The 25,960-nt window shown below is 63.3% G+C and carries 21 protein-coding genes; 11 read left to right on the top strand and 10 right to left on the bottom strand.

The window, feature by feature from the left end; all coding sequences use genetic code 11:
• Positions 1-63 precede the first annotated feature (63 nt).
• The 7 genes from FBT96_RS14155 to FBT96_RS14125 form a co-directional block, all read right to left on the bottom strand.
• Positions 64-1,413, bottom strand: a complete 1,350-nt coding sequence (locus FBT96_RS14155; protein ID WP_136907746.1) for a branched-chain amino acid ABC transporter permease — start codon at positions 1,411-1,413, stop codon at positions 64-66.
• Positions 1,410-2,417 carry a branched-chain amino acid ABC transporter permease gene (locus FBT96_RS14150; protein WP_136907744.1) on the bottom strand — a complete coding sequence of 336 codons (1,008 nt, stop codon included), beginning with the start codon at positions 2,415-2,417 and terminating at the stop codon, positions 1,410-1,412. Before FBT96_RS14150 ends, FBT96_RS14155 begins: the two co-directional genes overlap by 4 nt.
• Entirely contained in the window at positions 2,417-2,797 is a 381-nt protein-coding gene (locus FBT96_RS14145; RefSeq protein ID WP_136907742.1) for a hypothetical protein, read from the bottom strand. Before FBT96_RS14145 ends, FBT96_RS14150 begins: the two co-directional genes overlap by 1 nt.
• Before the next feature lies 1 nt (position 2,798).
• Positions 2,799-3,503 (bottom strand): ABC transporter ATP-binding protein, encoded by a 705-nt coding sequence (locus FBT96_RS14140; RefSeq protein ID WP_136907740.1) that lies wholly within the window; start codon positions 3,501-3,503, stop codon positions 2,799-2,801.
• On the bottom strand, positions 3,500-4,288 hold the full coding sequence (locus FBT96_RS14135; protein ID WP_136907738.1) for an ABC transporter ATP-binding protein: 789 nt from the start codon (positions 4,286-4,288) through the stop codon (positions 3,500-3,502). The genes FBT96_RS14140 and FBT96_RS14135 overlap by 4 nt, the downstream gene beginning before the upstream one ends.
• A 108-nt stretch (positions 4,289-4,396) precedes the next feature.
• Positions 4,397-5,581, bottom strand: coding sequence for an ABC transporter substrate-binding protein (locus FBT96_RS14130; protein WP_136907736.1), 1,185 nt, complete (start codon positions 5,579-5,581; stop codon positions 4,397-4,399).
• Between the two features lie 126 nt (positions 5,582-5,707).
• Positions 5,708-6,823: a GlxA family transcriptional regulator gene (locus tag FBT96_RS14125; RefSeq protein WP_136907734.1), complete on the bottom strand. Its 1,116-nt coding sequence runs from the start codon at positions 6,821-6,823 to the stop codon at positions 5,708-5,710.
• A 166-nt stretch (positions 6,824-6,989) separates the two neighbouring features.
• Here FBT96_RS14125 and FBT96_RS14120 point away from each other — a divergent pair, with 166 nt between their 5' ends.
• Positions 6,990-8,360: a class II 3-deoxy-7-phosphoheptulonate synthase gene (locus FBT96_RS14120; RefSeq protein WP_136907732.1), complete on the top strand. Its 1,371-nt coding sequence runs from the start codon at positions 6,990-6,992 to the stop codon at positions 8,358-8,360.
• 69 nt (positions 8,361-8,429) lie between these two features.
• On the opposite strand, the gene FBT96_RS14115 is transcribed toward FBT96_RS14120, so the two are convergent.
• Positions 8,430-9,191, bottom strand: a complete 762-nt coding sequence (locus tag FBT96_RS14115; RefSeq protein WP_136907730.1) for a PAS domain-containing protein — start codon at positions 9,189-9,191, stop codon at positions 8,430-8,432.
• Positions 9,192-9,392: 201 nt separating this feature from the next.
• Here FBT96_RS14115 and FBT96_RS14110 point away from each other — a divergent pair, with 201 nt between their 5' ends.
• From FBT96_RS14110 to FBT96_RS14100, 3 genes are read left to right on the top strand one after another with little or no spacing between them, the layout of a single operon-like run.
• Positions 9,393-10,313 (top strand): YicC/YloC family endoribonuclease, encoded by a 921-nt coding sequence (locus FBT96_RS14110; protein ID WP_249306503.1) that lies wholly within the window; start codon positions 9,393-9,395, stop codon positions 10,311-10,313.
• A 12-nt stretch (positions 10,314-10,325) separates the two neighbouring features.
• Positions 10,326-10,961 (top strand): guanylate kinase, encoded by a 636-nt coding sequence (gene gmk, locus FBT96_RS14105; protein WP_169583466.1) that lies wholly within the window; start codon positions 10,326-10,328, stop codon positions 10,959-10,961.
• The gene (locus FBT96_RS14100) at positions 10,958-11,476 is read left to right on the top strand and encodes a gamma carbonic anhydrase family protein (protein WP_136907726.1); all 519 of its coding nucleotides are present in this window, start codon (positions 10,958-10,960) and stop codon (positions 11,474-11,476) included. The genes gmk and FBT96_RS14100 overlap by 4 nt, the downstream gene beginning before the upstream one ends.
• On the opposite strand, the gene FBT96_RS14095 is transcribed toward FBT96_RS14100, so the two are convergent.
• Positions 11,477-11,872 carry a hypothetical protein gene (locus tag FBT96_RS14095; protein ID WP_136907724.1) on the bottom strand — a complete coding sequence of 132 codons (396 nt, stop codon included), beginning with the start codon at positions 11,870-11,872 and terminating at the stop codon, positions 11,477-11,479.
• Between the two features lie 165 nt (positions 11,873-12,037).
• Between FBT96_RS14095 and FBT96_RS14090 the strand changes: the two genes are divergently transcribed.
• Complete coding sequence (locus tag FBT96_RS14090; RefSeq protein WP_136907722.1) at positions 12,038-13,069, top strand: sensor histidine kinase; 1,032 nt, start codon at positions 12,038-12,040, stop codon at positions 13,067-13,069.
• Between the two features lie 157 nt (positions 13,070-13,226).
• On the opposite strand, the gene FBT96_RS14085 is transcribed toward FBT96_RS14090, so the two are convergent.
• Positions 13,227-14,813, bottom strand: coding sequence for an alpha-glucosidase (locus FBT96_RS14085; RefSeq protein WP_136907720.1), 1,587 nt, complete (start codon positions 14,811-14,813; stop codon positions 13,227-13,229).
• A 139-nt stretch (positions 14,814-14,952) separates the two neighbouring features.
• Between FBT96_RS14085 and FBT96_RS14080 the strand changes: the two genes are divergently transcribed.
• From FBT96_RS14080 to FBT96_RS14055, 6 genes are read left to right on the top strand one after another with little or no spacing between them, the layout of a single operon-like run.
• Complete coding sequence (locus FBT96_RS14080) at positions 14,953-17,355, top strand: glycogen/starch/alpha-glucan phosphorylase (RefSeq protein ID WP_169583464.1); 2,403 nt, start codon at positions 14,953-14,955, stop codon at positions 17,353-17,355.
• 10 nt (positions 17,356-17,365) lie between these two features.
• Entirely contained in the window at positions 17,366-19,534 is a 2,169-nt protein-coding gene (glgB, locus tag FBT96_RS14075) for a 1,4-alpha-glucan branching protein GlgB (RefSeq protein ID WP_136907717.1), read from the top strand.
• Positions 19,535-19,552: 18 nt separating this feature from the next.
• Positions 19,553-20,824: a glucose-1-phosphate adenylyltransferase gene (gene glgC, locus FBT96_RS14070; RefSeq protein ID WP_136907715.1), complete on the top strand. Its 1,272-nt coding sequence runs from the start codon at positions 19,553-19,555 to the stop codon at positions 20,822-20,824.
• Positions 20,825-20,881: 57 nt separating this feature from the next.
• A complete protein-coding gene (gene glgA, locus FBT96_RS14065) occupies positions 20,882-22,315 on the top strand; it encodes a glycogen synthase GlgA (RefSeq protein WP_136907713.1) in 1,434 nt (477 codons plus the stop codon).
• On the top strand, positions 22,312-24,336 hold the full coding sequence (gene glgX / locus FBT96_RS14060; RefSeq protein WP_136907711.1) for a glycogen debranching protein GlgX: 2,025 nt from the start codon (positions 22,312-22,314) through the stop codon (positions 24,334-24,336). The genes glgA and glgX overlap by 4 nt, the downstream gene beginning before the upstream one ends.
• Positions 24,333-25,958: an alpha-D-glucose phosphate-specific phosphoglucomutase gene (locus FBT96_RS14055; protein WP_136907709.1), complete on the top strand. Its 1,626-nt coding sequence runs from the start codon at positions 24,333-24,335 to the stop codon at positions 25,956-25,958. The genes glgX and FBT96_RS14055 overlap by 4 nt, the downstream gene beginning before the upstream one ends.
• The last annotated feature ends 2 nt before the right edge of the window (positions 25,959-25,960 follow it).

Genomic DNA, 25,960 nt, shown 5'->3' with positions numbered 1-25,960 from the left:
ACCCCCGGGATATTTGTGGCAAGATAAAAAGAAAAGGGGCCGGTGAGGGCCCCTTTCGCGGTCTTAGCGTTCGGGCAGCAGGCCGCGTGGGCTGAAGCGCAGCACCAAAAGCAGGATCAGCCCCATGATCACCAGGCGCATGTGCGGCGCCGAGTCGAGCAGATGGGTCTTCAGCGTGCCATCGGCCAGATGCGTCGAGACCATGCCCATCAGCGTCGGGCCCCATTCGCCCGCCTTGATCCAGACGAACCAGATCAGCAGTCCGCCCAGCACCGAGCCCCAGTTGTTGCCCGAGCCGCCGACGATCACCATCACCCAGATCAGGAAGGTGTAGCGCAGGGGGTTGTAGGCCGAGGGCGTCATCTGTCCGTCAAGCGAGATCAGCATCGCCCCCGCCAGACCCAGTAGCGCCGAGCCGAGGATAAAGATCTGCAGATGCCGCCCGGTGACGTTCTTGCCCATCGCGGCGGCGGCGACCTCGTTGTCGCGGATCGCCCGCATCATCCGGCCCCAGGGCGAGTTCAGCGCCAGCTGCGCCGCCCAGATCAGAAGGCCCAGCACCGCGATGAAAAGCAGGCAATAAAGCACCTTCACCAGCAGCGTCGAGCCGGTCATCGGGTCAAGCCCGAAGCTGGTCGCGCGCGCGACAAAGCCCGGATCCTGCTGCAGGTTCGTCTCGTAAGGCACGGGCCAGGGACGCGGAATCCCGTTCACGTTCAAAACGCCACGGGCCAGCCATTCCTCGTTGCGCAGGACGGCGACGATGATCTCGCCGATGCCGAGCGTGGCGATGGCCAGATAGTCCGAGCGCAGGCCAAGTGCCGTCTTGCCCACCACCCAGGCGGCGGCGGCGGCCAGAAGCGCGCCCACCGGCCAGGAGATCAGCACCGGCAGGCCGATCCCGCCCAGATAGCCATAGGCCGAGGGGTTGATCGCCTGGATCGCCTCGACCGCCGGGTCGAAGAGCGTGCGATAGGCGATGAAGCCCAGCAGCAGAACCCCGGCCACCGCCCAGCCGCGCAGCTTCGCGTCAAGGCGGCCATGCAGGAAGACCGCGGCGACGAGGGTTGCCATGGCGATGACCATCGCGATCAGCACGCCCCAGCCCCCGGCCGAAAAGGCGCCCGGCGTCGGCGGCATCGAGACGAGCACCGGCGCCAGTCCGCCCAGCGCCAGAAAGCCGACGACGCCGGTGTTGAAGAGCCCCGCATAGCCCCACTGGATGTTCACCCCAAGCGCGAGGATCGCCGAGATCAGCCCCACCCGCAGGATGCCGAGCGCGTTGTCCCAATGCCCCGAGAAGAAGCTGTTCGAGACCGTGCCTTCGAGCAGGAAGAGCAGGGCGAGGGCGCCGAACATCGCGGGCGCGCGCCATTTGCCGCCGCGGGCGGCTTTCGGTTGATGCGTGCTCATACCGATTTCCCTTTGAACAGACCGGTGGGCTTGAACAGCAGCACGATGATCAGGATCGCGAAGCTCACCGCGAATTTGTATTCGGTGGACAGCAGTTGCAAAAGCCCCTCGGGTTCGTAGCCGGGGATCAGATACATCGCCACCTTCTTCCAGGCATAGGTGATCGACACCTCGGAAAAGGCGATCACGAAGCCGCCGGCGATGGCGCCAAGCGGACTGCCCAGTCCCCCGACGATTGCCGCGGCGAAGATCGGCAGCAGCAGCTGGAAGTAGTTGAAGGCCTTGAACGACTTGTCGAGGCCGTAAAGCGTGCCCGCGATCGTCGCCAGCGCCGCGGCGATCACCCAGGTCACGGCGACGACGCGGTTCGGATCGATGCCCGAGAGCAGCGCCAGATCCTCGTTGTCGGCATAGGCGCGCATCGATTTGCCGGTGCGGGTCTTCGCCAGGAACCAGAACAGCGCCCAGACCACCAGACCGGCCGTGATCACGGTGATCGCGGTGGTGGCGCGGATCGCCAGCGCCTCGGTCAGGCCGGTTGCGGCCTTGAAATCGGCCGCCGAGATCAGGAAGCGGGCGCCATCGGCGAATTTGATCTCGTCGACGCCGATCAGCACGCGGGTGAGGCCGTTCATCACGAACATCACGCCGACCGAAACCATGGTGATGTAGATCGGCGCGGCGCGGACCTTGCGATAATAGCTGTAAACGACCTTGTCGGTCGCCAGCACCATCGCCGCGGTCAGCGCGATGCCGATCGGCAACGCCAGAAGCGCCGTCGGCAACGGGCCGAAGCTGACGCCCATCGATTGCAGCCCCCAGGTGACAAGGATGGTCAACCCGGTGCCAAACGCCATGGTGTCGCCATGGGCGAAGTTCGAGAACCGCAAGATGCCGTAGATCAGCGTCACGCCCAGCGCGCCCAGCGCCAGTTGTGCGCCATAGGCGGTGGCGGGAACGATGATGTAATTCAGGATCGCCACGAGGGCATTGAGGATATCCATCACTGCACCTCCTCGCAGCGGCCTTCGAAGGCGATCACGAGGGCTTGTCCCTCGGATTGGGTGTGGATCGACAAAACGGCCCCGGAGGCGCCGAAGTCGGAGAAGAAATAGGAAGATCCGTCAGAGGGTTGCGATGCAAAGCTCATTTGTCCGCTGACCGGATCGACACCGCCCGCCAAAGCGATCTTGGCACGGTGGTCGCGAAAGGTGGCCTCTGCGCCTTGGGCTTGCAGCGTCACGTTGTAATCTTCCTCGCCGCAGCCGCCCGAGATGCAGGACTGGGTGAAGTGACAGTTCAGCACAAGCGCGCGGTCGGGCGGGATCGTTTCGGCCTGCACGGGCGCGGCCAAGAGCAGCGCGGCCAGAAGGGGCGTTTTCATCTCAACCCCCCAGGAAGGTGCGGCGGACCTCGGGATCGGCCATCAGCGCCGCCCCGGTGTCGGTGTATTTGTTCGCGCCCTGCACCAGAACATAACCCTGATCGGCGATCTCGAGCGCCTGACGGGCATTCTGTTCCACCATCAGGATCGAAATCCCGGTCCGCGCCACCTCGATGATGCGGTCGAACAGCTCGTCCATGACGATGGGCGAGACACCGGCGGTGGGCTCGTCCAGCATCAATAATTTGGGTTTCGTCATCAGCGCGCGGCCGACGGCGACCTGCTGGCGCTGCCCGCCCGAAAGCTCCCCGGCGTTCTGGTGGCGCTTTTCGCGCAGGATCGGGAACAGCTCATAGACCTGTTCCATCGTGTCGCGGAAATCGTCCTTCCGGATGAAGGCGCCCATTTCGAGGTTTTCCTCGACCGACATCGTCGGGAAGACGTTGTTCACCTGCGGCACGAAGCCCATGCCTTTCTTCACCCGCTCCTGCGGCGAGAGCGCGCTGATGTCTTCGCCATCCAGCGTCACCCGGCCGCCGCGCAGACGCAGCATGCCGAAGACCGCCTTCATCGCGGTCGATTTGCCCGCGCCGTTCGGGCCGACGATCACCGCGATCTGGCCCTTTTCGACCTTCAGCGTGCAGCCGTGCAGGATGTCGGCGGCGCCATAGCCGCCAGTCATTTCCGAGGCGTCGAGAAAGCTCATTGTTGCGCCTCCGCCTTGATCTTGTTCTTCAGACCGCGGCCCAGATAGGCCTCGATCACCGCTTCGTTCTGCATGATCGTGGCGGGGTTGCCCTCGGCCAGCACCTTGCCCTCGGCCATGACGATCACCGGATCGCACAGGCGGCCGATGAAATCCATGTCATGCTCGATCACGCAGAACGTGTAGCCGCGTTCCTTGTTCAGCCGCACGATCGCATCGCCGATCGTGTTCAGAAGCGTGCGGTTCACCCCGGCGCCCACCTCGTCCAGAAACACGATCTTCGCCTCGACCATCATCGTGCGACCGAGTTCCAGAAGCTTCTTCTGCCCTCCCGAAAGGTTCCCGGCGCGTTCGTCGCGCAGATGAGAAATCGTCAGAAAGTCAAGGACTTCATCGGCTTTCTTCAGAAGGGCCGCCTCTTCCTCGGCGATCCGGCCGCGGCCGAACCAGGCGTTCCACAGCGTTTCCCCCGACTGCCCCGAAGGCACCATCATCAGGTTTTCGCGCACCGTCATCGTGGGGAATTCATGCGCGATCTGAAAGGTGCGCAACAGCCCCTTGTGAAACAGCTCATGCGGTTTCAGGCCGGTGATGTCCTCGCCCGCCATCGTCACCCGCCCCGAGGTGGGCTTGTGCACCCCGGCGATGACGTTGAAAAGCGTCGACTTGCCCGCGCCATTCGGACCGATCAACCCGGTGATCGACCCCTTGGCGATGTCTAGCGAGGCCCCATCGACGGCGTGAAAGCCGCCAAAGTGCTTGTGCAGGTTCTCGACCCGGATCATGAAGTCCCCTCGGTGGCCCCGAGGGGCCGGTCTCTGTGCCGTTTTCGGCTTTGTTTTCAAAGGAAACAGCCCGGATTTCTCCGGGCTGCTTCGATCTCTTTCGAAACCTCAGCGGTATTTGACGGTTTCGATCTTGTCGTCCTTGATCTCGATTTCGCGGAAGGTGCCGGCGGATTCGCCCGCGCCGATCAGCTCGACCGAGGTCGCGCCCTGATAGTCGATGTCCTGACCGGCCGCGATCAGATCGAGCGCCTTGCCGAGTTCGCCGGGAAGGATCTTTTCGCCCGGAGCATTGGCGACATCCATCACCTTGCCCTTGTAGACGGCCGGATCGGTCGAATTGGCCGCCGCCATCGACAGCAGGATCAGCGAGGCCGCGTCATAGGCCTCGCCCGAATAGACGCCCGACCCGTCGAAGCCCGCGGCAGTCGCGAGGGCGAGGAACTTGTCCTTGCCTTCGCCTTCCGACGACGGCATCTGGCCGAACGATCCGTTCACTTCCTTGCCGAAATCGGTTTCAAGCTTGCCGCCGACCATGCCGTCCGGGAAGACGAAGGTCGAGAACGCGCCGGTGTCGAGCGCGCCGCGCAGGATCCCCGAGCCGCCCTGATCGACATAGCCCGCGATCACCAGCGCGTCGCCGCCGGCCGAGGCCAGCGAGCCGACTTCGGCCGAGTAATCCGGCTTGCCGTCGTCATGCGCGGTGTTGATCGTGACCTTGCCGCCCTTGGCTTCGAAAGCCGCGGCGAAGCTGTCGGCCAGGCCCTTGCCGTAGTCGTTGTTGGTATAGGTCAGCGCCACCGATTTGATGCCGTGTTCCATGATGATGTCGGTCATCACTTCGGACTGGCGCGCATCCGAGGGCGAGGTGCGGAAGAACAGGCCGTTGTCCTCGAGCGACGACAGCGCGGGCGAGGTGGCCGAGGGCGAGATCATCACGATGCCCTTCGGCATGGCGACGTTTTGCAGCGAGGCGACGGTTTCGCCCGAGCACATGCCGCCGACGATCCCCTTGACGCCATCGGCGGTGATCAGTTTTTCGACGGTGGCCGAGGCTGCCGCCGAGTCGATGCAGGTGCTGTCGCCCCGCACGCCCACGACGGTCGCGCCGCCCATGAACTTGCCCGAGTCGCTCACTTCCTTCATCGCCAGTTCGGCACCCTGCGCCATCGCGGGCGACATCGATTCGAGCGGACCGGTGAAGCCGAGCGAGATGCCCAGTTTCACTTCGTCGGCAAAGGCACCGCCAGCGGTCAGCGCCAGCGTGGCACTTGCCAGGAGAAGCTTCTTCATGTGTTCACTCCCAAGTTGGAACATTGTCCTGGCGGCGCAGGTTAGAACCGTAAACTGGAAAAGAAAATAGGCCAGTTGGTCAACTTCTGGTCGGAACGGGCCTGTTTTGCGCAACATTCTGACGCATCAGTCAAGAAAATCCTCGTCGAGACCGTCCAGCGCGGTTTCCGCGGTGATTTCGGCGGCCTCTTCCTCGCTGCCGCCCGAGGTGCCGCGTTCGCGGTAGGGCGTGGTCTGATAATGCGCGCGGTAGCATTTCGAGAAATGCGAGGGCGAGGCGAAGCCGCAGGCCAAGGCCACGTTGATCACGCTCATTTCCGTTTGCATCAACAGGTTGCGGGCCTTTTGCAGACGGATCTCCATGTAATAGCGCTTCGGCGAGCGGTTCAGATAGCGGCGGAACAGCCGTTCCAGCTGGCGGGTGGACATGCCCACATCCTCGGCCAGTTTCGCCGGGCTGATCGGCTCTTCGATATTCGCCTCCATCTGGCCGATCACCTGGGCCAGTTTCGGATGGCGCACGCCGATCCGGGTGGGGATCGACAACCTTTGCGTGTCCTGATCGGTGCGGATCGAGTTGTAGATCAACTGATCGGCGACCGTATTGGCCAGACCCTCGCCATGATCGCGGGCAATCTGCTTCAGCATCAGGTCGATCGAAGCCGTCCCCCCGGCCGAGGTCAGCCGGTTGCCGTCGATCACGAAGACCGATTTCGTCAGCTTCACGCCCTCGAAATCCTCAAGGAAGCTGTCCTGATTCTCCCAGTGGATGGTGGCGCGCTTGCCTTCGAGCAGACCGGCCCTCGCCACCGCCCAGGCGCCGGTGCAGACCCCGCCCACCGCCGCGCCGCGCCGGGCCTCTCGGCGCAGCCAGTTCAGGATCGGCTTCGTCGTCGCCTCGGCCACGTCGATGCCGCCGCAGACCAGCACGGTGTCGTCGCGACTGATTTCCTCCAGCCCCATATCGACGCGCAGCACCGTGCCGTTCGAACAGGTGACGTCCTGGCCGTCGTCCGAGGCCAGTTTCCAGTCGTAAAGCTTCAGCCCCGAGACCTGATTTGCCAGCCGAAGCGGCTCGATGGCGCTGGCAAAGGCCATCATGGTGAAGCGGTCGAGCAGCAGAAACACATAGCGGCGCGAGCGTTCGGGCGCGGTCAGGCGCACGGTGCCCTGCGACGGCGCGGGACGGGTATGGGTGCGGGGGGTGGTCGAGGGGAGGCGCATTTTTGCGACGTCTTTCATGTCGTTTCATGCACACAATCAGGCTTTGCGTCGCAGCGCAAGGGGGCCTTTGGGGCAGGGCAAGGAGCCTGCCAGCCCCGGTGCCGGGGCCGAAAAAACGGGTTTGTTCTATTTCACGCATCGCTTTATAAGGCCGAGCGACGAAAAGCCCCGAAGGGAGTGGACTATGGCCAAGGCATGGATGAAATCGGACTGGCGCGCGAAGCCGCGGGTGCAGATGCCCGATTATCCCGACGCTGCGGCCCTGACCGCGGTCGAGGCGCAGCTGGGCAAGATGCCGCCGCTGGTCTTTGCCGGTGAGGCGCGTCGGCTCAAGGCGGATCTGGCCAAGGCCGCGAAGGGCGAGGCCTTCCTGTTGCAGGGCGGCGATTGCGCCGAAAGCTTCACCGAATTTTCCGCCGACAACCTGCGCGACACCTTCAAGGTGCTGTTGCAGATGGCGATCGTGCTGACCTGGGGCGCCAAGGTGCCGGTGATCAAGGTCGGGCGGATGGCGGGGCAATTTGCCAAGCCGCGCTCGGCGCCGACCGAAATCATCGGCGGTGTCGAATATCCGAGCTACCGCGGTGATATCGTGAACGGGTTCGAGGCGACGCAGGAAGCCCGGCTGCCCGATCCGAACCGGATGCTGCAGGCCTATACCCAGGCGGCGGCGTCGCTCAATCTGCTGAGGGCGTTCTCGACCGGCGGCTATGCCGATATTCACCGGGTTCAAAGCTGGATTTCCGGCTTTACCGACGAGGCCGATGCCGCGCGCTATCGCGAAGTGGCCGAGCGGATCTCGGATGCGATGGATTTCATGACCGCCGCGGGCGTGACCTCGGAAACGGCGCATCAGCTGGGCAAGGTGGATTTCTACACCAGCCACGAGGCGCTGCTGCTGGAATACGAAGAAGCCCTGTGCCGGATCGACAGCACGACGGGGCTGCCGATCGCGGGCTCTGGTCACATGCTGTGGATCGGCGACCGGACCCGGCAAGTGGAGGGCGCGCATGTCGAATTCTGCCGCGGCGTGCAGAACCCGATCGGGCTGAAATGCGGTCCCTCGACCACCGAGGAAGATCTCAAGCTGTTGATGTCCAAGCTGAATCCGGCGAACGAGCCGGGGCGGCTGACGCTGATCGCGCGCTTTGGCGCGGGCAAGGTCGGCGAGCATCTGCCGCGGCTGATCCGCACCGTGCAGGCCGAGGGGGCGCAGGTGCTTTGGACCTGCGATCCGATGCATGGCAACACGATCAAATCGGCTTCGGGCTTCAAGACGCGGCCGTTCGATTCCGTGCTGCGCGAGGTGCGCGAGTTCTTTGCCATCCACAAGGCCGAGGGCACGATCCCGGGCGGCGTGCATTTCGAGATGACCGGCAAGGATGTGACCGAATGCACCGGCGGCGTGCGGGCGGTGTCCGACGAAGATCTGTCGAGCCGCTATCACACCGCCTGCGATCCGCGGCTGAATGCCAGCCAATCGCTGGAGCTGGCCTTCCTCGTCGCCGAGGAGCTGCAGGACCTGCGCGTGATGAAAAAGGCGGCGGGGCTTTAAGAACGCCCCGTAATGCGTTGAGACAAAAAGAAAAGGCCCGGCATGTGCGCCGGGCCTTTTTCTTGCGGCTTATTTCACCACCCGGAACATCGCCCGGCGTTCCTCGGGCGTCATCGCCGAAGTCGGCTGCCGCGGCGGCTGCGCCACCGGGGTCTGGGAGGCGGGGGTCTGGGCGGCGGGCGCAGGGGCGAGCGTCGGCGTTTTCGGCGCGTTCAGATGCGGCAGGCGCTTGCCCAGGCCGAAGGCCTCGGGGCGGACCGGGGCGGGCAGCGGCGCGGCAGAAGCGCAGGGCGTGATCGGCTGCACATGCGCGGCATCGACAAGGAACCGGCGCGGGGTGCGGCCGATGCCCTGGCCTTCGCCGACCAGACAGCCAAGGATGCGCGTCACGTCGCCCATGTCCGAGGTCATCGGCAACAGCAGCATCCGGGCGGTCATCGGCGGCTTGCCGATCCCGGCCTCGGCGGTCAGCACGAGTTCGGCGATGGCGGGGCCTTGAAACACCGCCTCGGTCGCATCGGCCACGCGCTTGCGGCCCTCGGGGGTGAACATCGCGGTCAGCGGCATGCCGCGGATTTCCATCCCCATCAGATCGTTCAGATGCATGCCGGCCAGCCGGAAGCGGCCCATGCCGGGGGCGACGCGTTCCAGGATGAAGGCATATTCGAGCGCGTTTTCCAGACCGCGCGGGTCGATGTCGGCCCGGGCAGGCACGTCGCGACCGGCGCGCAGCCCGTCCCAATAGGCCCGCATCTGCGCCACGATGCGCCGCCCGACGCCAGCCTGTCCAAGCCGTGCCACTTTTTCAACTGTGTCGAAGTCGCGGTCCATCGTCGTTCTTCCCGTGTTTGCGGCCGCAGCCGCGCCATCCCGATGCAGCCTGAAGCTGCGACTGTCCCTGCAGCCCGAGGCTGCCGTCCCCTGCACCCCCGGCCTGCGGCGTTTCGGGTCTTTCGGTTGACCCCGGGAGTGAAATGCTTACTGAAGTCTTAATACGCCTTTTTTCGGCCATATGGGGAACTAAAGTCTTAAATGGTTAAACCTGTCTCTACCGCCCGTTCGCTGCAAGGCCCGCTGTCGATGACCGGCTTTGCCTCCGTTTCCGGCTCCGGCCATGGTCACGACTGGCTGTGGGAGATCCGCTCGGTCAATGGCAAGGGCCTTGATCTGCGGCTGCGCCTGCCGGAGCTGGAGGGGTTGGAAGGGGCCGCGCGGGCGGCGCTGACGCAACGGGTCTCGCGCGGGAATATCCAGCTTTCTCTTAAGCTTGCGCGGGGAAGTGGGGCAGAGCGGCTGCGCCTTTCCGGCCCGGGTCTGGCGACGGCGCTGGCGGCGCTGCGCGAGGTCGAGGAGGCGGCGCGGCTGCACGGGGTGGCGCTGGCGCCCGCCCGGGCCACGGACCTGCTGTCGCTGCGCGGCGTGCTGGATCAAAGCGGTGCCGAGACCGAGGAACAGGGGCCGCTGCGCGACGCGCTGCTGACCGATCTGGACCGGCTTCTGGTTGATTTTCTGGCAATGCGTGCGGCCGAAGGCGGGCAGCTTGGTGGCATAATTGTGGCGCAGATCGACAGAATCGCCGACTTGACCGAGCGCGCGGCCGAAGTGGCCGCGGCGCGGCGGCCCGAGGTGGCGGCGGCGCTGCAGGCGGCGCTGGCGCGGGTGCTGGACACCGGGGGCGATCCGCAGCGGGTGGCGCAGGAGCTGGCGCTTTTGGCGGTCAAGGCCGATGTGACCGAGGAAATCGACCGGCTGCGGGCGCATGTGGCGGCGGCGCGGGCGCTTTTGACTGATCCCGGGCCGATCGGGCGCAAGTTCGACTTTCTGACGCAGGAATTCGTGCGTGAATCGAATACGCTGTGCTCGAAATCGGGATCGACGGCGTTGACGGCGATCGGGCTTGACCTGAAACATGTGATCGACCAGATGCGCGAGCAGATTCAGAACGTGGAGTAAGTCATGGCCGAGATGCGGCGCCGGGGCCTTTTGATCATCCTGTCCTCGCCTTCGGGGGCGGGGAAGTCGACCTTGGCGCGGCGGCTGATGGCCTGGGATGCGTCGCTGTCGTTTTCGGTCTCGGCGACGACGCGCAACCCGCGCCCGGGCGAGGAAGACGGGCGGGAATATTATTTCCGCACCCGTGCCGAATTCGAGGCGATGGTGGCGGCGGGCGAGATGCTGGAACATGCCGAGGTTTTCGGCAATCTTTACGGCACGCCCTCGGCCCCGGTCGAGGCGCGGCTGGCCGAGGGGCGGGACGTGATCCTCGATATCGACTGGCAGGGCGGGCAGCAGGTGCGGCGCTCGAGGCTGGCGCAGGATGTGGTGTCGATCTTCATCCTGCCGCCCTCGATCGCCGATCTGGAGCACCGGTTGCGGAAGCGCGCGCAGGACAGCGACGCGGTGATCGCCGGGCGGATGGCGAAAAGCCGCGACGAGATCAGCCATTGGGGCGAATATGATTACGTGGTGATCAACCGCGATATCGCGGCGTCTGAAGCCGAGCTGGTGACGATCTTGCAGGCGGAACGGGCGCGCGCGGTGCGTCAGCCGGGGCTGACCGAGTTCGTGCGCGGGCTGAACAGGGAGTTCGAGGCACGATGATCTATGCGCTGGACGGGGTGGCCCCGGTGCTGGGGCCGGAGGTCTGGGTGGCGCCCGACGCCAACGTGATCGGGCGGGTCGTCCTGGAGGCGGGCGCCTCGGTCTGGTTTGGCTGCACTTTGCGCGGCGACAACGAGGAAATCCGGGTCGGGGCCGGCACGAACCTGCAGGAAGCGGTGATCTGCCATACCGACATGGGCTTTCCGCTGGTCATCGGGGCGCACTGCACCATCGGCCATCGGGCGATGCTGCATGGCTGCACGATCGGCGAGGGGTCTCTGATCGGGATGGGGGCCGTTGTGCTGAACGGCGCGCAGATCGGGCGCGGCTGTCTGATCGGCGCCGGGGCGCTGATCACCGAGGGCAAGGAGATCCCGGACGGATCGCTGGTGATGGGCGCGCCGGGCAAGGTGGTGCGGGCGCTTGATGCGGTGGCGCAGGCGCGGCTGTTGCAATCGGCCGTGCATTACCGCGCCAATGCGGCGCGGTTCGCCCGCGGGTTGACGCCGGTCTGATCAGTTCCAGGTGGGCGGCACTTCCAGAATGTCGAAATCTCGTGCCCCCCAGATCTGGCGCACTTCGGCGCAGACGATCGACGTATTGGGCAGGGGCGGCGAATAGGCCCGCAGCGGCCCCTGATAGCCCAGCCGGTCGAGCAGACGGGCGAGATCCAGAATGTCATGCCCCGGGCTGAACAGCGGCGAAAGCACGACATCGGGACGGACGCGGGCCAGCATCTCGGCGTCGATCATCGACAGCCGCGCGATGGTGATCGAGGCGCCTTGCACGCCGCGCAGGGCGCGCGGCAGCGATTGCGAGGGATCAACCACCAGAATACGGCGCCCGGCAAGCGACACCTCGGCGGGATCAAGACGTTTGCTGCCTTTGGGGGCATCGATCGGCGGGGGCATCGTTCCATCCGGTATTGCGATGGAAATCCATCGCTTATGACACTTTAATCCGCGAATTGTGCAAAAGCTTAGCCCCCCTGGCTTTTGCATGCGGCCTTGAACTTGCGTATCGTTTCCCCGAAGCTTGTTCGGGTCAAGCATTGGAAATGTCAGGGTGGCCGAAAAATGACGGATTCGTCAACAATCTCCTTGGCTGAGTCGTTACCGTTTCCGATCCTGCTCGTGTCTCCCGCGCAACGGGTGCTGCATGCCAATTCCGGGGCCGAAGCGCTGCTGGGGCCGGGGCTGGTGGGGCGGACGCTGGTGACGGTGCTGCGCCAGCCCGGGCTGATCGACGCGGTCGAAGCGGTGCTGGCCGGGCAGGGGCGCCAGCAGGTGCGGCTGCGGCTGGGCAGTCAGGGGCGGGAAACGCAGGTGCTGGTCACGGTCGCGGCGCTGGCCGAGGGACCTTTGGCGCTGACCTTCGAAGATCGGACCGCGGTCGAGACGGCCGAGGCGATGCGGCGTGATTTCGTGGCCAATGTCAGCCATGAACTGCGCACGCCGCTGACGGCCCTGATGGGCTTTGTCGAGACGCTGCGCGGTGCGGCCAAGGATGATCCGGTGGCGCGGGACCGGTTTCTGGCGATCATGGAACGGGAAGCCGGGCGGATGAATCGACTGGTGGGGGATCTGCTGTCGCTCAGCCGGGTCGAGGCCGAGGAGCGGCGGCGGCCGACGACGGGCACGGATCTGGGCGCGGTGCTGCGCGGTGCGATGCAGGCGCTGGCGCCACTGGCCGAGGCGCGGCAGGTGCAGCTGCTCCGCGAGGGCCTGACCGAGGGGTTGAAGATCCCGGCCGACCCCGACCAGCTGACGCAGGTTTTCACCAATCTGATCGAGAATGCGATCAAATACGGCGGCAGCGGCGGCGAGGTGCGGATTTCCGTCGATAAGATCGATTATGAGCCGGTTCTGCGGGGCGCGGCCTTGCGGGTCGTGGTGGCGGATCGCGGCGAAGGCATCGATCCGATCCATTTGCCCCGGTTGACCGAGCGGTTCTATCGCATCGACACCCATCGCTCGCGCGAACAGGGCGGCACCGGGCTGGGGCTGGCGATCGTCAAGCACATCGTTCTGCGCCATCGCGGGCGGATGAAGATCGAAAGCGAGAAGGGCCAGGGCAGTCGGTTCCTGATCCTGCTGCCGGTGTCCTGATCCCGCGCGGCTTCCGGGGCTCTGCCCCCGGGCAGTCACGGACAGCCCGGGGGGCGGGAAAGCCTGCCACCGGAAGGCTTTCCGATCTTGTCTCACCCCGAGATATTTGCAGCAAGATGAAGGGGATAGGGCGCGTTCCTTATCCGTTCTTGCCGTATCAGCGCAGCCAGAGGACGCCATTCGGGCCAAGCTGCACGATCCCGTTTTCGGCCGTCGCAGCCAGAACAGGTCCGGTCGGCGTGCCGATAATCCCGCTCAGGGTCACCGGATCGGGGCCGAGATTGAACAGGCAGGTCAGGCTTTCGGTGTCGGTCTCGCGACGGAATCCCAGCACCGGATCGGGCAGGTCGAGGAAGCGGGTGCGGCCGGTGCGCAGCGCGACGCTGGCGCGGCGGAAGGCCAGAACGGCGCGGTAATGATGCAGCACCGAGGCGGGATCGGCTTCCTGGGCCGCGACATTGCGGGCAAGTTGCGGGGCCTTGACCGGAAGCCAGGGCTTCACCGTGCTGAAGCCGCCCTGCGCCGAGCCGTCCCAGACCATCGGCGTCCGGCAGCCATCGCGCCCCTTGTTCTCCGGCCAGAAGCGCAGGCCGGGCGGATCGGTAAGTTCTTCGTAAGCGAGGTCGGTTTCGGTCTGGCCCAGTTCCTCGCCCTGATAGATCCCGATCGTGCCTTCGAAGGAGGTCAGCATCGAGATCGCCAGTTTCGCCACCGCATCTTGTTCGCCGTATCTGGCCCAGCGGGTGACATGGCGGTTCACGTCATGGTTGGAGAAGGACCAGGAGGGCCAGCCGTCGGGCGCAGCCGCAAAGAAGCCCTCCAGCACCTTGCGGAAATGCGCCGGGGCGAACTTCGGCCCCAGCATGTCAAAGCTGTAGGCCATGTGCAGATGCGCCGTTCCGGAGGTGTATTCGGCCATCAGAGGCAGCGCGCGATGGGGCACTTCACCGATCTCGCCGACCATGCAGCGGTTCTCGTACTGATCCAGAAGCTTGCGCATTCGTGCAAGGAAATCAAGGTTTTCCGGTTGGTTCTTGTCATGGGCATGATCTTGCATGTCATAGGTCGAAACCGGGGGCCAGCGCTCCGGGTCGGGGGGCATCGGCGGGTTGTCGCGCAGTGCGCCGTCATGGATGTAATAGTTCACCGTATCGAGCCGGAAGCCGTCGACGCCGCGGTCGAGCCAGAACCGCAACACCTCGAGCATCTCGTCCTGGACCTCGGGATTGCGCAGGTTCAGATCGGGCTGAGAGATCAGGAAATTGTGCAGATAATACTGGCCGCGCTCGGGCGCCCATTCCCAGGACGATCCGCCAAAGACCGACTGCCAATTGTTCGGCGGCGATCCGTCGGGCTTCGGATCGGCCCAGACATACCAGTCCGCCTTGGGACCGCGCCGCTTCGAATCGGCAAACCAGGGATGGCGGTCAGACGAATGGCTGAGCACCTGGTCGATGATCACCCTGAGGCCAAGATCATGGGCGCGCGCGACCAGCGCGTCGAAATCGGCCAGCGTGCCGAACACCGGATCGATGTCGCGATACGCCGACACGTCATAGCCCATGTCGTCCATCGGCGAGCGGAAAATCGGGCTGAGCCAGATCGAATCAGCGCCAAGCGCGGCGACATGCGGCAGCTTTTCGGTGATGCCTTTCAGGTCTCCGATGCCGTCGCCGTTCGAATCCTGAAAGCTGCGCGGATAAATCTGGTAGATCACCGCGCCCCGCCACCAATCTCTGCCCATCGTCATCTCCGTGCCACTATATGAAGCAAGCATAGGCGCATTCCTTGCCGCGGCAATGACAGAACGTCCGATGGGGCGGGTTCGGCTTGACGGCGGCGGGGCGGCATCCCATCAAGGGGGTGGGAGAACGAAGAAGGGTTTGACAGTGAGAGATGCAAGCGCGCCCAGCGTCGAGGCTTTCCGAGCGGAAATCCTGCGCCATCTGACCTATTCCATGGGCAAGGATGCGGGCCATGCCTCGCTTTACGACTGGCGCATGGCACTGAGCCTTGCGCTGCGTGATCACATTGTCGGCCCCTGGTTCGATGCCACCCGGCAAACCTATGACCAAGGCCGCAAGCGGGTTTATTACCTGTCGATGGAATTCCTGATCGGGCGGGTGCTTGAGGATGCCGCGATCAATCTGGGCATGCGGGCCATTGCGCGCGAAGCCATCGAGGGGTTGGGGCAGGACTGGCATCAGGTCGTCGAGGACGAGCCCGATGCGGCGCTTGGAAACGGCGGTCTGGGGCGGCTTGCGGCCTGTTACATGGAAAGCATGGCGACGCTGGGCTGTGCCGGTTATGGCTATGGTATCCGCTATGAACATGGGCTTTTCCGGCAGTGGTTCGATGCCGGCCGGCAGGTGGAGACCCCGGAAGATTGGCTCAAACAGCGCCACCCCTGGGAATTCGAGCGGCCCGAAGTCTGTTACGAGATCGGCTTCAAGGGCTCCGTCGAGATCGTGAATGGCAAATCGGTTTGGGCACCGGCGGAAACGGTGATCGCCGAAGCTTATGACATGCCGGTTATCGGTTGGCAGGGACGCTGGGCGAACACCTTGCGGCTTTGGGCGGCAAAGCCGACGACGCTTTTCGATCTGGCCCGCTTCAACCATGGGGATTTCGCCGCCGCCGCCGAACCGGAGGCCTTGGCGCGAACGCTCAGCCGGGTGCTTTACCCCGATGACACCACGTTTCAGGGCAAGGAACTGCGCCTGAAGCAGGAGTATTTCCTGACCTCGGCGGCGTTGCAGGATATTCTGCGGCGCCATCTTGCCGCGGGTCTGACGCTGACCGATCTGCCCGATCATGTCGCGATCCAGATGAATGACACGCATCCCGCCATCGCCGGTCCCGAACTGATCCGGCTGCTCAGTGACGTGCATGGCATGAGTTTCGAAGAGGCGCTGGAGATCGGCGTCAAATGTCTGGGCTATACGAACCACACGCTGTTGCCCGAGGCGCTCGAACGCTGGGCGACCTATCTGATGGGCTCGGTTCTGCCGCGGCATATGCAGATCATCGAAGCGATCGATGCCTGGCATTTGCGGACGAACCCGACGCGACCGCATTATGTGGGGATCGTCAAACATCACGAGGTGCGGATGGGCGAGTTGGCCTTCATCACCTCGCACAAGGTGAACGGCGTTTCGGCGCTGCATACGGAACTGGTGAAGAAGAACCTGTTCCCCGAACTCGACAAGCTGCATCCCGGGCGGATCATCAACCAGACCAACGGCGTGACGCCGCGGCGCTGGCTGCGCATGGCCAATCCGGCGCTGTCGCGGTTGATTTCGGAGGCGATCGGGTCGGGCTGGGAGGCGGATCTCGATCGCCTGCGCGAACTGGATAAACTGAGCGAAGACAAGGCTTTCCGCGACGACTTTGCGAAAGCGAAACGCGAGAACAAGGTCGCTTTGGCAAATTGGATCGCGCAGACGCAGGGGGTGACGGTCAATCCCGACGCGTTGTTTGACGTACAGGTCAAGCGCATCCACGAATACAAGCGGCAACTGCTGAACATCCTGCAGACGATCGCGGAATGGCATGTGATCCGCTCCAACCCGACCGCCGAGGTGGCGCCGCGGGTGAAGATCTTCGGCGGCAAGGCGGCGCCCGGCTATCAGGCCGCGAAAGAGATCATCCGGCTGATCAATGATGTGGCGCGGGTGGTGAACAACGATCCCTATGTCGGGGATCGGCTGAAGATCATCTATCCGCCGAATTACAATGTCTCGATGGCCGAGCGGTTGATCCCGGCTGCGGATCTGTCCGAACAGATCTCGACCGCGGGCAAGGAAGCTTCGGGCACGGGGAACATGAAATTCGCGCTGAACGGGGCGCTGACGATCGGCACGCTGGATGGCGCCAATGTGGAGATCCGCGACGAGGTGGGGGCGGAGAATTTCTTCCTGTTCGGTCTGACCGCGGAAGAGGTGATGGAGCGGCGCAAGGATCCCGAACATGCCCGCCATGCGATCCTGAAAAGCCAGCCGCTGCAGGACGTGTTGCAGATGATCGCCGAGGGGCGTTTTTGTCCCGAGGAGCCCAGCCGCTATCACGGGCTTGTCCATAACATGTGGCACAGCGATTATTTCCTGGTGGCCTCGGATTTCGAGGCCTATCGCGATGCGCAGATGGAAGTCGACCAGACCTTTGCCGAATCTGATCGGTGGTGGCGGATGGCGATCTTGAACACGGCGCGGATGGGGTTTTTCTCCTCTGACCGCGCCATTCGTGGTTACATGACGGATATCTGGGAGACCGAATCCGCCCTTTGAAGGTGAAGGAATGTCGATGATCTTGTCTGCCGAGGCGCTGGCGCTGGCCGAGGGCCGGCATGACGATCCTTTTTCCATTCTGGGCTGGCATCAGACCCCGGAGGGGGGCCGTGTCATGACTCTTGTGCCCGGGGCGGATCAGGTTTGGGCAATTTCAAGGGAAACCGGAGCGGAAGTTGAGCTTCAACCCGTAACGAGCGGACTTTTCACGGGAAAATGGGATGCGGGGAAATACCGGCTGCGGGCCCGCAATGCCCATTCCACTTGGGATTTCGAAGATGCCTATGCGTTCGGCCCGGTGCTGGGCGAGATTGACGAATATCTGATCGGCGAAGGCACACACCGCCGTCTGTGGCAGGTTCTGGGCGCGCATGTGATCTGGCACGAGGGGGTTCGCGGCGTTCATTTCGCGGTCTGGGCGCCCTCGGCGCGGCGCGTTTCCGTCGTTGGCAATTTCAACATCTGGGACGGTCGGCGGCATCAGATGCGTCGGCGTGGCGCCACCGGGGTCTGGGAAATCTTCGTGCCCGGCCTGATGGCGGGCGAGGTCTACAAATATGAAATCCTGTCGGCCGAGGGAGTCGTTCAGCCGCTCAAGGCCGATCCTGTGGGATTTGGCGCCGAGCACCCGCCGCAGACGGCGTCTCAGGTGCGCGAGCTTGGACTGCATCTGTGGGGCGACGGCGCCTGGATCGGGCAACGTCAGAAGATGCAGGACATACATGCGCCGATCTCGATTTACGAGGTGCATCTTGGATCCTGGCGGCGGGTCTGGGACCAGGGCGGACGCCCTCTGAGCTACCACGAACTGGCCGGGCAACTTGTCGATTACGTCGTCGAGATGGGGTTCACGCATATCGAGCTTTTGCCGATAACCGAATTTCCCTTTGATGGCTCCTGGGGCTATCAGCCGGTCGGGCTTTATGCCCCCACCATCCGCCATGGTCGCCCCGAGGAATTCGCGGCCTTTGTCGATGCCGCGCATCGTCGGGGCGTGGGGGTCATCCTGGATTGGGTGCCGGGGCATTTTCCAACCGACGACCACGGGTTGCGCCGCTTTGACGGAACACCACTTTACGAACATGCGGATCCGAAAGAAGGGTTCCATCAGGACTGGAACACGCTGATCTACAATTACGGTCGGCGCGAAGTGAAGAATTTCTTGCTGGCCAATGCGCTGTTCTGGCTTGAGGAATATCACCTCGACGGGCTCAGGGTCGATGCCGTGGCCTCGATGCTCTATCGCGACTACTCGCGGCGGGATGGCGAATGGGTGCCCAATATCCATGGCGGCCGAGAAAACCTGGAGGCGATCGATTTTCTGAAAGACGTCAATGCAGAGGCCTATGGCGGCGCCCCGGGGATCATGACGGTGGCCGAGGAAAGCACGGCTTTTCCGGGCGTGACCCGGCCGGTGCATCTGGGCGGACTGGGCTTCGGCTACAAGTGGAACATGGGCTGGATGAATGACAGCCTGCGGTATTTTTCCCGCGATCCGATTCATCGCCGCTGGCATCACAATGAACTTACCTTTGCAAGTTCATATACTTACAGTGAGAACTTTATCCTGCCGATCAGCCACGACGAAGTGGTTCACGGCAAGGGATCGATGCTTGGCAAGATGCCGGGGGACGGGTTGCAGAAATTCGCCAACCTGCGGGCCTTTTATGCGTTCCAATGGGCGCATCCGGGCAAGAAACTGCTTTTCATGGGGCAGGAATTCGCCCAGGGCCGCGAATGGGCGCATCAAGGCACCCTTGACTGGCACCTTCTGGACGACCCGCTGCACCGCGGCATGCAGGCGCTGGTGCGCGATCTGAACAAGCTTTACCGTGACACCCCGGCGCTGCATTGGGGCGATTGCGACCCCTCCGGTTTCGACTGGATCGAGGCGGATGATGCCGAAGCTTCGGTTTATGTCTTCGAACGTCGCGCGCCGGGGGCCGATCCTGTCGTGGTTGCAGCCAATCTGACGCCTCTCGACCGCACCTATCGCATCGGCCTGCCCCAGGCGGGGACCTGGTGCGAGATCTTCAATTCCGACAGCGGCTATTATGGCGGTGCCAACTGGGGCAATCTCGGCGCGATCGAGGCCGACGAGATTGCCACCGCGCGACGCCCGTTCAGCGCCGAGGTCTATCTGCCACCACTTTCCGTGGTGATGTTCACGCCCGCCTGAGGCGCAAGGGAGGAAAGCATGAAACCGCAACCGAACCAGAGGCTTTCGTCACAGGCCATGGCCTTCGTTCTGGCGGGCGGTCGGGGGAGCCGTCTGAAGGAACTGACCGACCGGCGTGCGAAACCTGCGGTCTATTTCGGCGGCAAGACCCGCATCATCGATTTCGCGCTGTCGAATGCGCTCAACTCCGGCATTCGCAAAATGGCGATCGCGACGCAATACAAGGCACACAGCCTGATCCGTCACATGCAGCGTGGCTGGAACTTCTTCCGTGCGGAGCGTAATGAATATCTTGATATTCTTCCGGCAAGCCAACGGATCGACGAAAGCAAATGGTATCTGGGCACGGCCGATGCGGTGGCGCAGAACATCGACATCATCGAGGATTATGACGTCAAATATGTGATCATCCTGGCCGGTGATCACATCTACAAGATGGATTATGAGGTGATGTTGCTGCAGCATGTGTTGAGCAAGGCCGATGTGACGATCGGCTGTCTGACCGTGCCGCGCGCCGAAGCCTCGGCTTTCGGCTGCATGGCTGCGGACAAGACCGGGCGCATCACCCAGTTCATCGAGAAGCCGGCCAATCCGCCGGGGTTGCCCGAAGATCCGACCCATTCGCTGGTCTCTATGGGGATTTATGTCTTCGACTGGGTATTCCTGCGTGAGTTGCTGATCCGCGATGCCGAGGATCCGCATTCCAGCCATGATTTCGGCCATGACCTGATCCCGCAGATCGTGAAATACGGCAAGGCGATGGCGCATCGTTTTTCTGAAAGCTGCGTCACGTCCGGGCTGGAACACGAGCCTTATTGGCGCGACGTCGGCACCATCGACGCCTTCTGGCAGGCCAATATTGACCTTACGGAATTTACGCCGAAGCTTGATCTTTATGACAATGCCTGGCCGATCTGGACCTATGCCGAGATCGTGCCGCCGGCCAAGTTCATCCATGACGAGGACGGGCGGCGCGGCAGTGCGGTCAGTTCCCTGATCTCGGGGGATTGTATCGTCTCGGGCTCCGAGGTGCGCAACTCGCTTCTGTTCACCGGGTGCCGGTCGCATAGTTGGTCGACAGTTCAACATGTTGTCGCCCTTCCTTATGTCGATATCGGCGAACGTGCCCAGCTCACGCGTTGCGTCATCGACCGAGGGGTGAAGGTTCCGCCGGGGCTTGTCGTCGGGGTGGACCCGGAAGAAGATGCGAAGTGGTTCCGCCGCACCGAGGGGGGGATTGTGCTGATCACGCAAAGCATGCTTGACGCCCGTGCGGCGGCCCTGGACTGAGGCGGCGGCAGCCTTGGTCCAAATGGCGAACAGATACGCATAATCAAGGGGGCGGGGATGAAACGCGTTCTTTCCGTTGCGTCCGAGGCGGTTCCGCTGGTGAAAACGGGCGGCCTGGCCGATGTTGTGGGGGCCTTGCCCGAAGCTCTGGCGGGGCAGGGCTGGGACATGCGGGTGATGATCCCGGCCTATCGCGGCGTGCTGGTGCGGCTCGGGGCGACGACCGTCATCTGGCGCGATCCGGACCTTTTTGGCGGACCGGCTGAGCTGCATCTGGGCAAAATCGGGATGATGGAGGTGATGGCGCTGAACGCGCCGCATCTCTACGATCGGGCGGGCGGGCCCTATTCGGATATCCACGGCGATTTCGGTGATAACGCCGCGCGGTTTGCCGCTTTGTGCTGGGCGGCGGCGGCGGTCTCGCGCGAGGGGGCGGGTGACTGGCGGCCGGATGTGCTGCATGCACATGACTGGCAAGGCGCCCTTGCCCCGGCCTATCTGCGCTATGCGGGGGCGTCGTTGCCAAGTGTGATCACAATTCACAACATGGCGTTTCAGGGGCGCGTGGGGGCTGACAGGATGGTGGCCTTGCGCTTGCCGCGCGAAGCGTTCCACCGCGATGGGTATGAGTTCTGGGGGGATATCTCGACCCTGAAGGCCGGACTGACGACCGCCGATGCGATCACAACCGTCAGTCCCCGCTACGCCGAGGAATTGATGCGGGGCGAATATGGTCAGGGGCTTGAGGGGGTCATTGCCGCGCGGGCGGGCGTGGTTTTCGGGATTCTGAACGGCATCGATGACCGGGTGTGGAACCCCGGGACCGACCCGGATTGCATTTCGTTCTCGGCCACGAACGTTTCTGGAAAATCCATAAATCGCAAAGCGTTGCAAGCTGAGTTTCAACTTGAGAAGAAGATCGACGGACCTTTGGTGATCCTTGTCTCGCGGCTGACGGCACAGAAGGGGATCGACCTTCTGCCGCCTGCGGTCGAGGATTTGGTCGCCAGAGGAGGGGCGCTTGCGGTGCTCGGCTCTGGCGAGGCCTGGGCCGAGGATCTTGTGCGCGGTCTGGCCGCGCGCTTCCCCGGCCGTGTCGGGGTTCGGATCGGCTATGACGAGTCGCTGAGCCATCGGATGTTTGCAGGCGGAGATGCGGTGCTTGTGCCCTCGCGTTTCGAGCCCTGCGGCCTGACGCAGCTTTACGGGTTGCGTTACGGCTGTCTGCCCCTGGTTTCCGCGGTCGGCGGCCTTGCCGACACGGTGATCGGGGCTTCCCCGGCAAGCTTGGCGGGGCAAGCGGCGACGGGCGTCGTGTTCCATCCGGTCGATGCATTGGCGCTGCGACAGGGGATGCGGCAGCTGTGCGATCTGCATGCCGATCGCAGGATCTGGACCGCGATGATGAAGCGGGCCATGAAGTCCGATCTGGGGTGGTCGCGTTCTGCCGCACGTTATGCGGCACTTTATGAACGGTTGCTGGCGCAATGAAAATCGGACCGGGAAGGGCAGAGATTCTGGGGGCTATCCCGGTTTGCGGTGGCGTGAACTTTGCTCTGTTCTCGGCGCATGCGGAAAAGGTCGAGCTTTGCCTGTTTGAGGGGGACAGGGAGACCAGGCTTGTCCTGCCCGGGCGTGCCGGGGATGTCTGGCATGGGTTCGTTCCCGGTCTGTGTCCCGGTGCGGAATACGGATATCGTGTATATGGACCTTGGGCGCCCGAGATTGGGCATCGGTTCAACCCGTCCAAACTGCTCGTCGATCCCTATGCGCGGGCGTTGACGGGACCTCTGGTCTGGGGAATGCAGATGCAGGGGGGCGTCGGCGCGACCCGACCGGATCGGCGCGATTCTGTCGCGGCAACGGCGCGCGGAATCGTTTGCGAAGTTCAAAAACCACTTTGGGATCGGCCCGCAAAATCTTGGTCGCAAACAGTTATTTATGAAGCTCATGTGCGCGGACTGACGATGCAGCACCCCGAGATCCCCGTCGCCTTGCGAGGCCGCTATGAGGCGGTGGCGGCGCCTCCGATCATCGCGCATCTGAAACGGCTTGGGGTCACGGCCGTGGAATTGTTGCCCGTTGCCGCCTTCATCGATGACCGCTTTCTGGTCGAGAAGGGCCTGCGCAATTACTGGGGGTATCAGCCGATCGGGTTCATGGCCCCCGATCCGCGCTATGGAACGCGCGAGAGCTTTCGCAGCATGGTCCGGGCTTTGCATGCGGCCGGGATCGAGGTCATTCTGGACGTCGTTTTCAATCATGCGGGCGAGGGCGACGGCGCAGGTCCGACCGTGAGCCTGCGCGGAATTGACAATAATTCCTATTACAGGTTGTGCGAGGGCGGTCGCTCTTACGTGAATGACACTGGAACGGGCAATACGCTCAACCTTGCGCATCCGATGGTTCTGCGTCTGGTGATGGATGCCCTGCGTCACTGGGTCGAGGAAATGGGGGTCGACGGTTTCCGCTTCGATCTGGCCACCACGCTTGGTCGAGCCTCGACGGGAGAATTCAAGGAACTGGCTTCGCTGATCTCTGCGATACGGCAGGATCCGGTGCTGAACGCGGTGAAACTGATTGCAGAGCCTTGGGACATCGGTCCCGGCGGCTATCGCCTTGGCGCCTTTCCTTATCCCTTCGTGGAGTGGAACGATCGCTTTCGTGATGGTGTGCGGCAGTTCTGGCGCGGTGATGCGGGGTTGATTCCGGAACTGGCGCGGCGCGTTGCGGGCTCTGCAGAGATCTTCGATCATCGTGGCCGACCGGCAACGACTTCGGTCAACTTTCTCACGGCGCATGATGGATTCACCCTGCATGATCTTGTTTCCTATACGGAAAAACGAAACGAAGCGAATGGTGAAAACAATCGCGACGGGCACAATGCGAATTTCTCGCAGGCGCTGCCCGATGCCCGCGCAAAGACGGCACGAAAACGGGCGATGCTGGCAACACTGATGCTGTCGCAAGGCGTCCCCATGCTGCTTGCCGGGGATGAGCTGGGCAATTCTCAGGACGGGAACAACAACGCTTATGCGCAGGACAATCCGATCGGCTGGATCGACTGGCAAAACGCCGACGAGGCGCTTATTGCTTTTGTCTCACGTCTTGTTCGTCTGCGCCGAGATCATCCTGTATTGCGACAGACCCGTTTTCTGCATGCGAAGATCCGCGCCCAGGACGGCATTCGCGACTTGATCTGGCGGCTGCCCTCCGGTGCGGAATTGTCGTCGCAGGATTGGCATGATGCCCAGTCTCGTTGTCTTTGCGCCGAGGTGCGGGGGGCGGCCGAGGGCCCTCCGGGGCTTGCCGCGCGTGAAGCGATGTTTGCCGTCTTCAATGCGGGGGGCGAAACCGAGGTGCATCTGCCCGACGGCCAATGGCGGCTTCTGATCGACACGGCAGACCCCGATCGCCCCGAAGCCCCGCATTTTGCCGCAGTGACTTGCGTTGCTGCGCAATCCGTTCAACTGTTCATCCGATCGACTGCACGGCAGGAGCCAAGTCCATGACCACCCATCCGACGCGCCCGTTCGAGGGCCAAAAACCCGGCACCTCCGGGTTGCGCAAGAAAACGCCCGTCTTCATGCAACCGGGCTATCTCGAGAATTTTGTTCAAAGCACGTTCGATGCGATCGGCGGCGTTGCGGGCAAGACGCTCGTCCTTGGGGGCGATGGCCGCTACTTCGGCGTCGAAGCCGCTCAGGTGATCCTGAAGATGGCGGCAGCTGGCGGGGCGGCGCGGATGATCGTGGGGCAGGGGTCCTGGCTTTCGACGCCTGCGGCATCCAATTTGATCCGCCTGCGCAAGGCCGATGGTGGCGTCATTCTCTCGGCAAGCCATAATCCGGGCGGCCCCAAGGAGGACTTCGGGGTCAAGTACAACATGGCCAATGGCGGTCCCGCACCGGAGGCAGTGACAGAGGCAATATTCGCGCGCACGCAGGTCATAGACTCTTATCGGAAGATCGAAGCCCCGGATGTCAATCTGACGATGGTCGGGGAAAGCCGCTTGGGCGATATGGTGGTGGAAGTGGTCGATCCTGTCGCGGCTTATGCCGAGATGATGGAATCCATTTTCGATTTCAAAGCCTTGAGAGGTCTTTTTCACGAAGGCTTCGCCATGCGGATGGACAGCATGTGTGCCATCACCGGTCCCTATGCGGTCGAGATCTTCGAAAACCGGCTGGGCGCGGCGAAAGGCACGGTCGTTCACGAACAACCGTTGCCCGATTTCGGCGGCATGCACCCGGATCCGAACCCGACCTGGGCGCACGAGCTGATGGCCGAGATGATGCGGCCGGATGCGCCGGATTTCGGAGCCGCGTCGGACGGAGATGGGGACCGCAACATGGTTCTCGGTCGGGGTATCTATGTGTCGCCCTCGGACAGCCTTGCGGTCGTCGCCGCCAATGCACATCTTGTGCCCGGTTATGCGCATGGTCTGAAGGGGGTGGCGCGGTCGATGCCGACCTCTGCCGCGGTTGATCGTGTGGCGGCAGCCTTGAAGCTGACCTGCTATGAAACTCCCACCGGTTGGAAGTTTTTCGGCAATCTGATGGATGCCGGCCGGGTCAGCCTCTGCGGGGAAGAGAGTTTCGGCACGGGTTCCGACCATGTCCGGGAGAAGGACGGGCTTTGGGCCGTGCTGATGTGGCTCAACATCATTGCGGCCCGAAACATGGGCGTGGCCGAAATCATGGCGGATCACTGGGAGACTTTCGGGCGGAACTATTATTCGCGGCACGACTACGAAGCTTTGCCGGTCGATTTGGCCAACGCCATGTTCGGTGATTTGCGCGATCGGCTTGCGTCATTGAAAGGGCTGCAAGTTCAGGGACTTGTCGTTCAGGATGCAGATGAGTTCAGCTATGAAGACCCGGTCGATGGCTCGGTTTCCGCGCATCAGGGCTTCCGCATCTTGTTCGAGGGGGGCTCTCGCGCGGTTTTGCGTCTGTCCGGTACCGGCACCGAAGGCGCAACGCTGCGTGTCTATCTTGAACGTTACGTCGCCGGACCGGAGGGCCTGACCGAAGATCCGCAGGTCGCTTTGGCGCCGATCATCGCGGCGACGGAGGAGATCGTAGGTATCAAGGCCCGAACTGGGCGTGCAGGTCCGGATGTGATCACCTGACA

This window comes from Rhodobacter capsulatus, assembly GCF_005144475.1.
Lineage (GTDB): Bacteria > Pseudomonadota > Alphaproteobacteria > Rhodobacterales > Rhodobacteraceae > Rhodobacter > Rhodobacter capsulatus_C.
Note: the sequence above shows the minus strand (reverse complement) of the source record. Positions and strands in the feature narration are given on the sequence as shown.

What these genes read in the sequence shown, in the direction of transcription:
- FBT96_RS14155 (WP_136907746.1), bottom strand. Translation starts at nt 1,413, where the DNA reads ATGAGCACGCATCAACCGAAAGCCGCCCGCGGCGGCAAATGGCGCGCG.
- FBT96_RS14150 (WP_136907744.1), bottom strand. Translation starts at nt 2,417, where the DNA reads ATGGATATCCTCAATGCCCTCGTGGCGATCCTGAATTACATCATCGTT.
- FBT96_RS14145 (WP_136907742.1), bottom strand. Translation starts at nt 2,797, where the DNA reads ATGAAAACGCCCCTTCTGGCCGCGCTGCTCTTGGCCGCGCCCGTGCAG.
- FBT96_RS14140 (WP_136907740.1), bottom strand. Translation starts at nt 3,503, where the DNA reads ATGAGCTTTCTCGACGCCTCGGAAATGACTGGCGGCTATGGCGCCGCC.
- FBT96_RS14135 (WP_136907738.1), bottom strand. Translation starts at nt 4,288, where the DNA reads ATGATCCGGGTCGAGAACCTGCACAAGCACTTTGGCGGCTTTCACGCC.
- FBT96_RS14130 (WP_136907736.1), bottom strand. Translation starts at nt 5,581, where the DNA reads ATGAAGAAGCTTCTCCTGGCAAGTGCCACGCTGGCGCTGACCGCTGGC.
- FBT96_RS14125 (WP_136907734.1), bottom strand. Translation starts at nt 6,823, where the DNA reads ATGAAAGACGTCGCAAAAATGCGCCTCCCCTCGACCACCCCCCGCACC.
- FBT96_RS14120 (WP_136907732.1), top strand. Translation starts at nt 6,990, where the DNA reads ATGGCCAAGGCATGGATGAAATCGGACTGGCGCGCGAAGCCGCGGGTG.
- FBT96_RS14115 (WP_136907730.1), bottom strand. Translation starts at nt 9,191, where the DNA reads ATGGACCGCGACTTCGACACAGTTGAAAAAGTGGCACGGCTTGGACAG.
- FBT96_RS14110 (WP_249306503.1), top strand. Translation starts at nt 9,393, where the DNA reads ATGGTTAAACCTGTCTCTACCGCCCGTTCGCTGCAAGGCCCGCTGTCG.
- gmk (WP_169583466.1), top strand. Translation starts at nt 10,326, where the DNA reads ATGCGGCGCCGGGGCCTTTTGATCATCCTGTCCTCGCCTTCGGGGGCG.
- FBT96_RS14100 (WP_136907726.1), top strand. Translation starts at nt 10,958, where the DNA reads ATGATCTATGCGCTGGACGGGGTGGCCCCGGTGCTGGGGCCGGAGGTC.
- FBT96_RS14095 (WP_136907724.1), bottom strand. Translation starts at nt 11,872, where the DNA reads ATGCCCCCGCCGATCGATGCCCCCAAAGGCAGCAAACGTCTTGATCCC.
- FBT96_RS14090 (WP_136907722.1), top strand. Translation starts at nt 12,038, where the DNA reads ATGACGGATTCGTCAACAATCTCCTTGGCTGAGTCGTTACCGTTTCCG.
- FBT96_RS14085 (WP_136907720.1), bottom strand. Translation starts at nt 14,813, where the DNA reads ATGGGCAGAGATTGGTGGCGGGGCGCGGTGATCTACCAGATTTATCCG.
- glgB (WP_136907717.1), top strand. Translation starts at nt 17,366, where the DNA reads ATGTCGATGATCTTGTCTGCCGAGGCGCTGGCGCTGGCCGAGGGCCGG.
- glgC (WP_136907715.1), top strand. Translation starts at nt 19,553, where the DNA reads ATGAAACCGCAACCGAACCAGAGGCTTTCGTCACAGGCCATGGCCTTC.
- glgA (WP_136907713.1), top strand. Translation starts at nt 20,882, where the DNA reads ATGAAACGCGTTCTTTCCGTTGCGTCCGAGGCGGTTCCGCTGGTGAAA.
- glgX (WP_136907711.1), top strand. Translation starts at nt 22,312, where the DNA reads ATGAAAATCGGACCGGGAAGGGCAGAGATTCTGGGGGCTATCCCGGTT.
- FBT96_RS14055 (WP_136907709.1), top strand. Translation starts at nt 24,333, where the DNA reads ATGACCACCCATCCGACGCGCCCGTTCGAGGGCCAAAAACCCGGCACC.